The sequence below is a fragment of the Microbulbifer mixtoriginis (SeqCode) genome (genome assembly GCF_052467515.1).
Genome location: NZ_CP174314.1, coordinates 221,213 through 234,076, shown reverse-complemented (window position 1 = coordinate 234,076; position 12,864 = coordinate 221,213). Strand labels below are relative to the sequence as shown.

General features: G+C 52.7%; 10 protein-coding genes. 4 read left to right on the top strand and 6 right to left on the bottom strand.

The genetic code is table 11. The features are described from left to right. Positions 1-16 precede the first annotated feature (16 nt). From ACJJIT_RS01015 to ACJJIT_RS01005, 3 genes are read right to left on the bottom strand one after another with little or no spacing between them, the layout of a single operon-like run. On the bottom strand, positions 17-2,401 hold the full coding sequence (locus ACJJIT_RS01015) for an MlaD family protein (protein WP_444899657.1): 2,385 nt from the start codon (positions 2,399-2,401) through the stop codon (positions 17-19). After that, positions 2,394-3,074 carry a paraquat-inducible protein A gene (locus ACJJIT_RS01010; protein WP_252083550.1) on the bottom strand — a complete coding sequence of 227 codons (681 nt, stop codon included), beginning with the start codon at positions 3,072-3,074 and terminating at the stop codon, positions 2,394-2,396. Before ACJJIT_RS01010 ends, ACJJIT_RS01015 begins: the two co-directional genes overlap by 8 nt. Beyond that, complete coding sequence (locus tag ACJJIT_RS01005; RefSeq protein ID WP_444899656.1) at positions 3,071-3,721, bottom strand: paraquat-inducible protein A; 651 nt, start codon at positions 3,719-3,721, stop codon at positions 3,071-3,073. The genes ACJJIT_RS01010 and ACJJIT_RS01005 overlap by 4 nt, the downstream gene beginning before the upstream one ends. A 355-nt stretch (positions 3,722-4,076) precedes the next feature. Between ACJJIT_RS01005 and ACJJIT_RS01000 the strand changes: the two genes are divergently transcribed. Further along, a complete protein-coding gene (locus tag ACJJIT_RS01000) occupies positions 4,077-5,609 on the top strand; it encodes a TolC family outer membrane protein (protein WP_444899655.1) in 1,533 nt (510 codons plus the stop codon). Positions 5,610-5,658: 49 nt separating this feature from the next. Here ACJJIT_RS01000 and waaA read toward each other — a convergent pair whose 3' ends face one another. Further along, positions 5,659-6,954: a lipid IV(A) 3-deoxy-D-manno-octulosonic acid transferase gene (waaA, locus tag ACJJIT_RS00995; protein ID WP_444900882.1), complete on the bottom strand. Its 1,296-nt coding sequence runs from the start codon at positions 6,952-6,954 to the stop codon at positions 5,659-5,661. A 174-nt stretch (positions 6,955-7,128) separates the two neighbouring features. On the opposite strand from waaA, the gene ACJJIT_RS00990 reads away from it, so the two are divergent. After that, a complete protein-coding gene (locus ACJJIT_RS00990; RefSeq protein ID WP_444900881.1) occupies positions 7,129-8,247 on the top strand; it encodes a glycosyltransferase family 4 protein in 1,119 nt (372 codons plus the stop codon). Further along, positions 8,244-8,909 carry a YrbL family protein gene (locus tag ACJJIT_RS00985; RefSeq protein WP_444899654.1) on the top strand — a complete coding sequence of 222 codons (666 nt, stop codon included), beginning with the start codon at positions 8,244-8,246 and terminating at the stop codon, positions 8,907-8,909. The genes ACJJIT_RS00990 and ACJJIT_RS00985 overlap by 4 nt, the downstream gene beginning before the upstream one ends. Here ACJJIT_RS00985 and ACJJIT_RS00980 read toward each other — a convergent pair. Continuing rightward, positions 8,906-9,796, bottom strand: coding sequence for an ELM1/GtrOC1 family putative glycosyltransferase (locus ACJJIT_RS00980; RefSeq protein WP_444899653.1), 891 nt, complete (start codon positions 9,794-9,796; stop codon positions 8,906-8,908). The two genes, ACJJIT_RS00985 and ACJJIT_RS00980, sit on opposite strands and share 4 nt — an antisense overlap. Positions 9,797-9,973: 177 nt before the next feature. Between ACJJIT_RS00980 and ACJJIT_RS00975 the strand changes: the two genes are divergently transcribed. Beyond that, positions 9,974-11,305 carry a UDP-glucose dehydrogenase family protein gene (locus ACJJIT_RS00975; RefSeq protein ID WP_444882970.1) on the top strand — a complete coding sequence of 444 codons (1,332 nt, stop codon included), beginning with the start codon at positions 9,974-9,976 and terminating at the stop codon, positions 11,303-11,305. 44 nt (positions 11,306-11,349) lie between these two features. On the opposite strand, the gene ACJJIT_RS00970 is transcribed toward ACJJIT_RS00975, so the two are convergent. Then, positions 11,350-12,723 (bottom strand): O-antigen ligase family protein, encoded by a 1,374-nt coding sequence (locus ACJJIT_RS00970; protein ID WP_444899652.1) that lies wholly within the window; start codon positions 12,721-12,723, stop codon positions 11,350-11,352. Positions 12,724-12,864: the final 141 nt, after the last annotated feature.

Sequence of the window (12,864 nt, the reverse complement as noted above, 5' to 3'; positions counted from 1 at the left end):
CTCCTTACCTTGTTATTTATTTGACCGGTTCCGAATAATTATAAAGCTCTATTTTGGGGCTCCACTTATACCACTTGGGTTCCGCACGTGGGTAGAGTGGAAAGTGGCTACCGGATTCCACTTCGAACCCCATAAATGGCGGCTCGGGCGTGGCGAAAGCAATGCCCCCTTTAATTAGAGCCTGAGCAGACTCGGTATTAACATTAAGACCACTTTTCAGCCCAAAATTCACATCTACACCACTAGCGTTCCAAAAAACCGTATGCTCACGCACCAACGGGCGATATTCTGGCTCGATGTGCACAAAGATATATACCCGGTCCGCCCACTCTCCAAGCTCAAAGCCAGTAACCTCCCCCACTTGCACCTGCCGATAATAAACGGGGCTGCCCGCCACCAGAGAACCGCGCCTGGCTGCATCAAGTATTACCGTCAGGCCGGGTCGACTCATAGTTTCGGCAAGATCCTCCTTCGGGGCCTGAAGCTCGGCGTAGAACTCTGTCTCCGGCGGCCCGCCGCCGGGCTCCAGGGCGAGGTAGCGGCCGGTAATCAGTGTGTCCAGGTGCGCGACTTTACTGATACCAATCTGCGGGGACACCACCCAGATACGAGTGCCGGCACGGGCAAAATTGCCACCGCGATGGTAGAGCTTTGCTCGTGCCTGAACTTCACCGAGATCCCTGCCGAGGCGCAAGCGGGTTATTTCTCCAATTTGCACACCTTTGTAACGCAACGGAGCCCCTTCCTTAAGCCCCTCAGCGCTGGGTAAATTAATACTGATTTCAATCCCCTCTTCCATCGCCGCTTCGCGACTGCGATACAGAGGAAACTGATCGCCATTTTGCGCAGGTCCACCCTTTTCGTACTCCCCACCCCGGATGCCAAAAGCAACACCACCACGCAACAAAGACATCAACGAATCCGCCTGTATTTTGATGCCACTGCTCAGGCTCGCACTAGCGCGCAATCCACTGATATTCCAAAAGCGGGCACCTGGCCTAACCAGGTGTGCATAGCGCGGTTCAATCACCACATACACTTCTACGCCTTCGCCATCTCTGCGCAATTCCATCCCCTGTACCTTGCCCACTTCGATACGGCGAAAATATACGGGGGCTCCGCGCTGCAGTGAGCCCGGGTTGCGGGAGGTGAGGCGTAAATGCAGTCCAGGGACCCTAGGGTCCATTTGTGGTGCCGCAGCCCGCGCGGAAAAAGTGCGCTGAGAACGCTTCCCCCGACGCAGATCTACCTCGATACGGTTACCCTGAATTAATTCATTCAAGCCGCCGCTAAAATCAAAAGTGGGCGGCGCCAACCAGAAGCGAGTATTTTCACTGAGCAGGTCATCGGTCGCCGGGTCCATCAGGACACGCACTTCCATTCCATTCATACTCTTGTTGGCTTTAGCGCGACTGACTTCACCCACTTTGATGCCCTGGTAATACACTTTGGTACTACCGGGTGTCACATCGACACCTCGGTCAAAATTTAAAGTGACGGCAATACCCGCATCTGCGGCAGCGAAGTTTTTATATAACTTAAATTCTGTGCCATTGACCGCCAATGGCGACTGGCGCTGGGATTCCGGCGTGTAAAAACTGACACCACCGGCAAAAAGAGCGGCGAGAGATTCCAGGTTGATACTAATACCGCTGATCCCTCCTTCAATCGAAATCCCGGAGCTGTTCCAAAAGCGACTGCCACGATGCACCAAATAGCCGTACTCGCGCCGGATAAATAATTCGATACTGACTTCTCTACCATTTTCGTCGAGACTGTAATCGGCCACCTGCCCCACACGTAATTGACGGTAGTACACCGGTGAGCCCCGGCTGAGGGAGCCGAGCCGGCGGGATTTCAGTACCACGCGTAAACCGTCGCCGCGTATAAATGCCGGTGGACGATCCAGAGCGACAAACTCCCGCTTACGCTTGCCACTGCCGGACTCCACCGCAATGTAATTACCCGATAGCAAAGTCTCCAATCCGCTGATACCAGTAATGGAGAGCTCCGGCTTCACCACCCAAAACTCGGTGCCTTCAACCAACAGGTACTCGGCACTGCGGTTAAGACTGACTTCGGCCAAAACACCGTCGGCACCATTTAATTCTTTGGCATTGGGTACCAGGCGCACATCCTGCACTATGCCGATATCCACACCGGAATATTTCACCACCGTTTTGCCTTTCACCAGACCATCGCCGGAGTGAAATAGGATGCTCGCGTGCACATCCCCCTCAGCCATATCCTGGTAAAGTAACCAGGCGGCAATCAAACCCGCTACCAGTGGCAATATCCACACAAGCGGCAGGCCGTGACTCCTGCGCACTTGTCCCCGCTGAGGGCCTTCATAAGCGCTGGGTTCTATGGTGTCATTATCCACTGGCGTATTGTCAGCCATTCTCTGCCGCACTCCTGTGAGCCGTTTCCGGCTCTACTGCGGTTGCATACAGATCGCCATCATGGGCATCCCATATTAGGCGCGGATCGAAAGAACGCGCCGCCATCATGGTGACCACCACCACCGAGGCAAAAGCGGTACTGCCCGGCCCTGCTTCCACTCGGGCGATAAACCCCATGTCCACCAGCGCCGCCAGAATAGAAATCATAAACAGGTCAAGCAGCGACCAACGCCCGATCCCGGAAACCACTCGATATATTTTCATCGCTTGAGAGGGCACAAAATGCAATCGCAATTGGATCTGTACCAAGAGCAGTACCAATCCCAGTAGTTTCATTACCGGCACGGCGATACTGGCCACAAAAACAATGAGAGCGATGCCCCACATACCGCTGTTATACAGTTGCATAACACCGCTGATAATTGTGCTGGGTTCACCGGCGCCAAGGTAAACAACACTCATAATCGGCAGGATATTTGCTGGCAGTAACAACAAGGCACCGGTGATTGTCAGTGCCCAAGTAAGCATCAAACTGCCATCAATGCGTCCATAAACACTCGCACCACAACGAGGGCAGCGGCAACGCCCTCCCCGGGCCGGTAAAATAATCAGCTGATGACAGCTCAAACAACTGCTCATTCCATTTTGGAGGGCTTTCTGCGGGGCACTCATGTGGCCGCCTCACGCAGGACACGCCGCAGCGCAATTCGCTGCCAAATGGCATTTTGGTCGAAACTAAGAGAGGAGAGGTTTGCCACTAACATCATGGCACCAAAGCAGTAGAGCCCCGGCTCCACATCCATTTTGCCCAGGTCTCTCAATTTAATTAATGCCACCAGAATACCCAGCATATAGACATCCAGCATGCCCCACTCTTTGATGTGTTGATACCAGCGTACGGCAAAGGCAACCGCTCGATCCAAAAGCCTCCAGGCACTGCCACAACAAATAAATAACAACAATAGAAATTTGCCCAGGGGCGCCAGCACACTGCAAAACAAAACCAGAGACGCCAGCCAGATAAATCCTGCTTTGTAGAGGGAGTGAACCCCGTTCAATAGGGTATTATCGGCACCAAAAGAGAAAATTGAGAATTTGAGTAGTGGCAGGCTGGCAGAGGGAATAAATAACAACAGCCCGGTGAGACTCAGGGCAATGGTGTAATAGACACTGTGATTGCTATTGCGGTGCAGCGTGCAGCGACACCGGGGGCAAACCAGCTTTTGACCCGGCGGTGCCAAGCTGCCGGTCAATAGCAGGTCGCACTCGTGGCAGGCACGCTGCCAGGGTATCGGCTCTTTGATGCGCAGCTGATCCATGTGCCAGAGGTCCTTGCCTTATTCTGCACAATTTTTGCCGCATCCAAATACTTCGATGGCGCGTCTATTGCAATGTAGGGGCATTGCCCTATTCAATGTTGCCCTGATACTGCCAGGCAGATACCGGTAAACGCACATTCGCGTCGGTTTAACGAAGATATACCAAAAAGCCGAAAGCGTCGCCTCGACGCTTAGACTGGCCGCGGGTACACTCTCGCGACTGCTAATTGGGGAGACTGGCAGCACCACCGGACCATGCGAGCCAAGGGAACCCACCGAGAACCAGAACTCGAGTGCCGCTCCAGAGAACTGACAGAAGCTTGAAGACCGCACCCGCCACAGGAAGTTGAAACAGATGAAAAGAAGTAACCGCAAAGCGCCGAAAGGCCGCCAGTTGCGTCCACTGAAGAAACTAATCGCCGCTACCCTGCTGGGCTTCGGCGCCATGCAGGCCCAGGCCGACACCCTGTGGGATATTTATATGCAGGCGCTGGATAACGACCCCCAGCTGGCTGCAGACCGCGCGGGTTACCACGCTGGAATTGAGGCAAAAAACCAGCTGCGTGCACCTTTGTTGCCACAGGTGAACGCTCAAATCCAGGCTCTGAGAAATCACGAGTATTATCAATCAGGTCAAGCAGAACCCGTTAATGACGATGTAGATGACGTTGAGAATGTTGAACTCATTGATTTTCTTCAAAGAGACACAGGCACCTTTGACGACAGGATTTACAATGCCACCCTGAGCCAGGCGATATTTGATGCCCCCGCCTGGTTTGGCTATCAGCAAGGTAAGAAACTAACTGAACGGGCCACCGCAGAGTACAGCGCCAACCAGCAGGCTATGATGATCCGCGTAGCGACTGCCTACTTCGATGTATTGCGCGCCTATGATGTGCTGGAAGCGGCCGTCTCTGAAGAAAAGGCTCTGGCCAAGCAGCTGGAACAGACCCAGCAGCGCTTCGAGGTGGGACTGACCGCAATCACCGACGTCTATGATTCCCAAGCGGCTTTCGATAGCTCGGTTGCCCGCCGCTTAACGGAACAGGATAACTTACTCTCTTCCTTTGACGCCCTCTCGGTATTAACCGGCGGCTATCACGATGAGGTAGCTCCGTTAATAGAGAGTTTCCAGGTGGCGCCGCCGGTCCCGGCGGATCGTGCCGACTGGGTCGACTTTGCCCTCGCTAACAATTTCGATCTCAAGGCTGCGCGATTGAATGCCGAGGCAGCTCGCTACAACGCCCGCTCGGCTGCCAGTGAGCACCTGCCCACGCTGACTGGCTCAGTCTCTTACAATAAATTCACCTCAGAAGGTGACCAAACCAGAAGGGCAATTTTTGATGGAGAATTTCGAACCCGAAACCGAAGTACGACATTTCCTCGCGATTTAGACAACCGCGACACTACCGTAGCAATTACCTTAGATATTCCCATCTATACCGGTGGCCTGCTGAGCGCCAATCGCCGCGAGGCGCGCAACCTGTCCTTCCAGGCCCAGGACCTGCGCAACCTGACCGAGCGTAACACTATCCAGTCGACCCGCACCCTGCACCGTGCAGTAGTGACCGATGTTTCCCGGGTGGCGGCGCGGCAACAGGCGGTAGTCTCCGCCAAGAGTGCACTGGATGCTACCCAGGCGGGTTACGAGGTAGGCACACGTAATATCGTCGATGTGTTATTGGCCCAGCGGACCCTGTTTCAGTCACAGACAGATTATGCCAACGCCCTCTACGACTACATCATCAACACCCTGAATCTCAAACAGGTGGCGGGGCTATTGTCACCAAAGGATCTGCAAGAATTGGATAGTATGCTGAATCCGGCGCACAATGTGTTCCGTGTGGGCGAGTCCAGTCCTCCCGGCACACCAGCGCCTTCTAAGTAAGCGCCTATTTATTAGTAGTACCTCTATCAGTGAGTGGACTCTATGACACTCACTGATCTTTCAAAGGCATCAGACTCTCAATTTCATCCAGCAGACGTTGCAAAGCGCCACTATTTTCCTGTGCCACCACTCTGGCATTCTGTCCTGCAGCCATACGTTGGCGATCATTTTTCAACCAGAGACCCAGCTGTTCAGCTATGCTCGCTGCATCTTCGGCAATCACCATGCCGCCAGCATCCTTTAGCAATTGGGCAACGGTGGAAAAGTTATGCAGGAAAGGCCCGCATACCACCGGGATCCCCCAGGCTGCAGGCTCGATCATGTTGTGCCCGCCCACAGGAACCAGGCTGCCACCCACAAAGGCCATATCACTCGCGCCAAAGAAGCGCAGCAGCTCTCCCATCGTATCCCCCAAGAGTATTTGATCACAGACAGATGGCGCCCGCCCTTCACTGCGCCTAACCACCTGGAAGCCTCTTTCCTGACAGAGCCGTGCAACACTTTCAAAGCGCTGTGGGTGCCGGGGAACCAACACCAGCAGTAAATTTTCACTGTTCTTTTGCAATGCCCGATAGGCATCCAGAATAATTTCATCCTCACCGGCATGGGTACTTGCAGCCAGCCACACCTTGCGCCCCTCAGGCCCACGCCACTGGTGAGCCAGGGCCTGGGCCTCACTAACCAATCCTAAACCGATATCCAGATCGAACTTGATATTGCCACTGGCCAGCACCCGCGGCGCCGGCAAGCCCAACTCTAAAAAGCGTTGAGCATCCGCATCATACTGAGCGACGACCTTATCCAGATTTGCCAACATCGATCGGGTAAATCTTGGAAACTTTCCATAGCCGCGCGCAGATTTCTCGCTGAGCCGCGCGTTGGCCAGCAGCGTCGGTATATTGCGCTTTCTGCAAAAGTGCAGGAGATTCGGCCACAATTCAGTTTCCACAATGACAAGCATATTCGGACGCAAAGCCTGCAGGAATGGCTTCAGACACTCTGGCAGGTCGTAAGGCAGGTAGTAATGCAGTAAACGGCCGCCAAGGATAGGGCGCAGCGCCTCAGTCACCCGCTCAGAACCTGTGGGTGTGCTCGTAGTCACCAGCCACTGCCACTGAGGGTAGCGAGCCGCCAGCCGGGTAATCACCGGTATCGCCGCCAACGTTTCCCCCACGGACACTGAGTGCACCCAGAGTAAAGGCGCAGAACTAAGGCGCTTCGGCACTTTCCCCAATCGTTCAGCGAGGCGCCGCCGATACTCGGGCTGGCTGCGGCCGCGCCACCACAGACGCAGCAGAATAAGTGGCATCGCCGCTCGAAAAATAACGTTATACAGAACTCGCATCAACAAAAGTGCTTCACAGAGGAAAACAAATACTGGCAAGGCGTACCCGCCAGCTGTACTGGGTCAGGCTTCACTGCATATAATGAGTTCCCTGCCAGGAAGCCAAAACCTGGCCATCATATCATTGGCAGAACATTTTCTTCTTGGTCACTCGGAGCTGGTCACTTGAAAGTTGTGCAACTACTGCCCGCCTTAAACTCGGGCGGAGTTGAGCGGGGAACCCTGGATTTTGCCCGTGCACTGGTCCATGCCGGCCATGAATCCATTGTCATTTCCAGTGGCGGCCGTATGGTGGAGCAGCTACAGCATGAAGGCTCACAGCATATCACCCTGCCAATCCATAAAAAGTCCCTCACCAGCCTGCTACAAGTGCGCCCTTTGCGTAATCTGCTGCAGAAATTAAATGCAGATATCTTGCACGTTCGCTCCCGGGTGCCCGCCTGGCTTACTTACCTGGCCTGGAAAAAAATGCCCGTGGACAAACGTCCCCGGCTGCTGAGCACAGCGCACGGGCTCTACTCGACCAACCGCTACAGTGCGATCATGGCAAAAACCGAGCAGGTTATCGCTATCTCACAGTGCGTAAACGATTACCTGCTGGAGAACTACCCTAATGACCTACAGAGGCCCCCTCAAATTGTCTATCGCGGGGTCGATACCAAAGAGTTTCACTCACAAATTTGTCTCCCAGCTGGATGGGTGGAGCGGACTTGTATGGAGTTTCCACAGCTCCAAGGGAAACGCTGGTTGTTATTGCCGGGACGCTTGACCCGCTGGAAAGGTCAGGAAGATTTTATTGAGCTAATTGCTAAACTCGCCCCCTTAGCCCCCCATATTCATGGAGTAATCCTCGGTGGCAGCGAAGCGAATAAAGCCCATTACGAAGAAGAACTAAAAGAAAAAGTACGAAATCTGGGGATAGAGGATCGTGTCAGCTTTGTTGGGCATCGCTCTGATATTCGCTACTGGTACAAGCAGTCCGATTTGGTTTTCAATCTCTCACAACGCCCGGAGCCATTTGGCCGCACCGTTATCGAGGCCGCCGCAATAGGCACACCGATTATTGGTTATGATATCGGCGGCCCGGCGGAATCCCTGCAGGCCTGCTTCCCACAGGGTCTGGTCAATAAAGGGGACAGGCAAATGCTCCTCAAGAAGACCCTGGAGTTACTAGACACTCCTCAACAAAGACCCCAACTCACAGAAGCCTTTACCTTAGAGCGACAAGCCGCCCACACCATGGAAATCTATCGCACTATGCTTAACAACAATAAGAGAAATATGGCGCCATGATAGATTTGAACAATCGTGAACCCTTCGCCAGTGGAGGCAATCGCTTTTGCTATCAGCATCCGCAGGAGCCTCACTTGTGCGTCAAAGTGATGCGCCCAGGGCGCACTCAAATACTATTGGATAGGGCCCCCTGGTATAAGCGTGGACGCGGCTTGGATAGCTTTGACGATAACTTGCGTGAGCAGGAGGGCTATAGCCAAAGTGCCCTTCAACGGGATAGCGCCGGACTGTGGCAGCACCTACCCCGCTGGTATGGAATCCAGCAGACCAGCCTCGGCCCCGCCGCAGTGACCGATATGATCTTAGAGGAGAGTGGAACTCCGGCACCTACCCTACGCCAATATTTAAACAAACACGGCCTGGATGAAGAGGTGCGTATTGCACTACAAGAGTTTGCCAGCTGGCTCTTGGAATACGGTGTACTGACCAAAAACCTGATCGCGCATAACCTAGTCTTACGCCGAGAAAACGGGCGTTTGCAGATTTACCTAATCGATGGCTTGGGCTGCGCCTCGTTCCTGCCACTACCGAAATTTTCCAGTTTCTTTGCCAGGCGTTATATCCACCGCCGTATCCAACGTATGTGGTTGCGCGTGGAATGGGAAGTCTCCGACAAGAAGATACCCTGGCGAAAATTCGAGGCGCGCGGCCTGAAAGGCTAATTGGCCAATAGTCTACAACGGCGCAATAGTGCCCTGGCACATAAAAGATACTGATCCAGAGGCTGGCGAGGCGGCTGTGCTAACACTTCTTCCAGGTGTTCACTGACGACCCCCTGATCGATCAACCTCTGCACCGCAGCTCGGACCTTATTGGACTTATCCCGGCCGGGAACCCGAATTACCCCCACCCTCGCGCGGCTCTGTAAGGACTCAAACAGCATGGAAACACTATCTTCGCTCACCCAAATCTGCTCAGTCGTGGCCATCTGCTCCTGAATCCAACCGGGAGGACATGAGCGCCAATCGATAAAGCGGGCATTGCCCTCGGACAAGGCTTCCAATGTACCCCCTGGCGTTCGGCGGCTATTGGAAATCTGCCAATCAAGGGGTTGTCTTATCAGTGGCTCTATCTGTGCCCGGATAGCCTGAAGATCCCAGGAGTAGTGTTTACTCGGTCCACCGAGCAATATTAACCCCTTTCCAGCCTGAGGACCAATATCGGGTAGAGGCTCCGTTAGGGCACCCTGGCTTAGGATAATGTTCTCCAGAGGTGGTGGCCGATCGTGCTCCGGCACAATCGCAAAATCAAACCAGCTAAAAGGTAGCTGCGGACGATTTATCGACACTGCGCGACCACCGTAACGTCGGCGCGCGGCCAACATCGGCATACGGCTCTTGCGGCCGGTTCCAATTAGGAAATCCGGTTTAGGCAGCTGATCGAGTTGTTGTGCCCGCCCCAAGAAAATGCGCGAAGCGCTCAACTCTGCAGGGATATCAAAACTCTGTACCTGCCCAGCAAAACTTTTACCCAGGCCACAAACCAGCGCCGCACTCTGTTTCTCATGCGCCCGGTTACCATCGAGAAAACGCCATACCTTCAGCTGCAAAGCCAATGAACCCCTGCCAGTAAAAGGCGGCAAGCATAGCTTATTGCCCACTTGTCGGCGAATATGAGAGCACGGGATATGCCAATTGCGCCCCAAGGCCTAGGGGCAATATCTGGTACACTAGCGCGCATATTTTTGGGCGGCACAGCCCCTCCAGTGACAGGTAATGGGATACTCATGAATGTAACGGTATTTGGCAGCGGTTACGTCGGCTTGGTTCAGGCCGCAGTTTTGGCTGAAGTTGGCCACAATATTTTGTGCATTGATATCGATGAGAAGAAAGTCGAAGATCTGAAAAAAGGGATCATCCCCATCTATGAACCTGGCCTATCCCCGCTGATTGAGCGCAACTTAAAAAATAGAACGCTGAATTTCAGCACTGATGCGTCACAGGGCGTAGAGCACGGGGAAGTCATCTTTATCGCCGTCGGAACTCCTCCTGACGAAGACGGCTCAGCCGACCTTCGCCATGTGCTGGCAGTGGCCGAATCTATCGCCACTTATATGAGCGAAACCAAGGTGATCGTCAATAAATCTACAGTTCCCGTGGGTACTGCAGATTTAGTTAGTAGGGCCATTGCTGATCGACTGGCTACACGTAATGCCGAAGATATCCCTTTCGAAGTCGTTTCAAACCCAGAATTCCTTAAAGAAGGCTCTGCAGTGAGCGATTGCATGCGACCAGATCGCATCATTATTGGTACTCGCAGCACCTCCGCAGAGAATGCACTGCGTCAGCTCTATGCGCCATTTAACCGAAACCATGAAAAAATCATCACCATGGATGTTCGCAGTGCGGAGCTGGCCAAATACGCCGCTAACTGCATGCTGGCCACCAAAATCAGTTTTATGAATGAGATGGCACAAATCGCCGATCATGTGGGCGCAGACATCGAGCAGGTACGCCAGGGTATTGGCTCTGACCCCCGCATTGGCTACCAGTTTATCTACGCTGGTATCGGTTACGGTGGTTCATGCTTTCCGAAAGATGTGAAAGCATTAATTTCTACAGCAACTCAAATGGGGGTATCCCCAGGTATTTTGAATGCTGTGGAGGAGCGTAACCAAACCCAGAAAAGCTACCTGCTACAAAAAATCACAGAGCATTTTGGCGAGGACCTGAAAGGAAAAACCTTTGCTTTGTGGGGGCTTGCCTTTAAACCCAATACCGATGACATGCGCGAAGCGCCAAGCCGTACCTTGATGGAACAACTCTGGCAGCTCGGTGCAAAGGTTCAAGCCTTTGATCCTCAGGCAATGGAGGAGTGCCAACGGATATACGGTGTGCGCGAAGACATGCAACTCTGTGGCACTAAGGAAGTTGCGTTATCTGGGGCAGATGCCCTGATTATCGCTACCGAGTGGCAGCAATTTAAGGCCATTGATGCTAAGGCCGTTACCAAGGCGTTAACTAATCCGGTTATTTTTGATGGCCGTAACCTCTATGAACCCCAACACATGGCTGAGAGCGGCATGGACTATTATTGTGTGGGGCGCCCGAAAGTATAAGTGCCCTACAAGACATTGAGGGGCTTAGCCCCTCAGGTTCTCTCTTAGAGATTCCGGCCAGGTTCAGGCCTAAATTCACTCCTGCAGCGAAAAATATGGGTAGCAATACCAGCAACCACTATGCCAAAAATAAAATGGCCACTGGAGTAAAAAAGATAGGATTCAAAGCAATTCGCAATCAGCCAGAGAATCATAAAACCGATATAAAATAAGAAGAAGTCGCCAGGTAAAACACCCCGGCGCCAGCTTTTATAAGCCAATATGAATACCCAGCAATTGAGGACTCCCCATACCAACGCGCCCAGAACTCCATAGTTCACCAGTAAATCAAGATAACTATTGTGTAGATGCCCAATAGTATTTTTGAACTCCGATGGCATACCTTGCAGATTTTGAATAACGAGACGTCGACCTTTACCGCCCCAGCCAAGCAATGGGCGCTCAGCTATCCAATTCATCGCAGCATGCCAGCTATGGATCCTGACACCGATACTAGAATAGGGAATCGAATCAAGATTACCTGAAAGCAAAGCATCAACGGTGTTCCTCTCGAGCCCGAGGCGCTTGCTCACCACATCCCCAACTTTCACCCAAAGGGCGACCATGGCCACACCGATGACCGTCCCCCAAGCTATTAAACGCAACCAAACTCCCTTACCCTGCTTGCGAAGAACTATAAACACACAAACGATTAAGAGAGTGAATAGAGATACCGCTAAAGCAAACCAAATTGCACGAGTCTGTGAATAAAGCACGGCCAGAGCACATATACCAACAGCAATAACCCAGGCTAAGCTCGATATGGATAACAGTCCTGTATATCTAAATAAGCGACGAGAGAAAACGGCTAGGCCCAACAGTGCAACACCAAAAAGAATGGCGGTATGCTGGGCATTATGGAAACCAAATTCGACTCGCTGCCCCCTAGCCCCATCTATCCACTCAGCAAATCCCCCACCCGTTACCCAGGGTGCCAAAAGCAGAGCAAGTAGTGCCGTCAACCAGAGAGTTAAAGTATTGCGAGTACTGCCGCCCAACCAGCAGGCTATGGCAGCGAATACAAACCACTGCCCCAGGCGGTGAAATTTCGGGGAAGACTCGGCCCATTCTGGGTATGCCATTAACATACCAACCCAGGACAACATCTGAACTAATAAAGCAGCAGCGAAGAACCATCCGACTGGTGAATTGAGCCAGTTTCTTCCACGGGTAAAAAGTACCCAAAAAGTAAGAACAATAAATAGAGTTTTAGCGGTATCTGCAAAATCGCTCCCCAAAGGAAATAGTGCTGCATATAAAAGCAGCAGAGCGCCTCCTAGCATTTGCAAGTTTGTAGATACATCGATCAGCTCATTGCGCTGCCAAAATTGAGCAAAAATGCCTTTCCAATCCTTCGCAAGGTTTTTAATTGGTAACACCAATAACTCCCACAGCCCTTAATGACTTATTTACCAGCACCCCATTAAACAGGGGTAAAGATTGAATTCGCTATGCAACGCTTTCGATTCACACCAAGTCTGCAATGGGCAGACACCTATTGAGTACAGAGGGATAATTTA

What these genes read in the sequence shown, in the direction of transcription:
- ACJJIT_RS01015 (WP_444899657.1), bottom strand. Translation starts at nt 2,401, where the DNA reads ATGGCTGACAATACGCCAGTGGATAATGACACCATAGAACCCAGCGCT.
- ACJJIT_RS01010 (WP_252083550.1), bottom strand. Translation starts at nt 3,074, where the DNA reads ATGAGTGCCCCGCAGAAAGCCCTCCAAAATGGAATGAGCAGTTGTTTG.
- ACJJIT_RS01005 (WP_444899656.1), bottom strand. Translation starts at nt 3,721, where the DNA reads ATGGATCAGCTGCGCATCAAAGAGCCGATACCCTGGCAGCGTGCCTGC.
- ACJJIT_RS01000 (WP_444899655.1), top strand. Translation starts at nt 4,077, where the DNA reads ATGAAAAGAAGTAACCGCAAAGCGCCGAAAGGCCGCCAGTTGCGTCCA.
- waaA (WP_444900882.1), bottom strand. Translation starts at nt 6,954, where the DNA reads ATGCGAGTTCTGTATAACGTTATTTTTCGAGCGGCGATGCCACTTATT.
- ACJJIT_RS00985 (WP_444899654.1), top strand. Translation starts at nt 8,244, where the DNA reads ATGATAGATTTGAACAATCGTGAACCCTTCGCCAGTGGAGGCAATCGC.
- ACJJIT_RS00975 (WP_444882970.1), top strand. Translation starts at nt 9,974, where the DNA reads ATGAATGTAACGGTATTTGGCAGCGGTTACGTCGGCTTGGTTCAGGCC.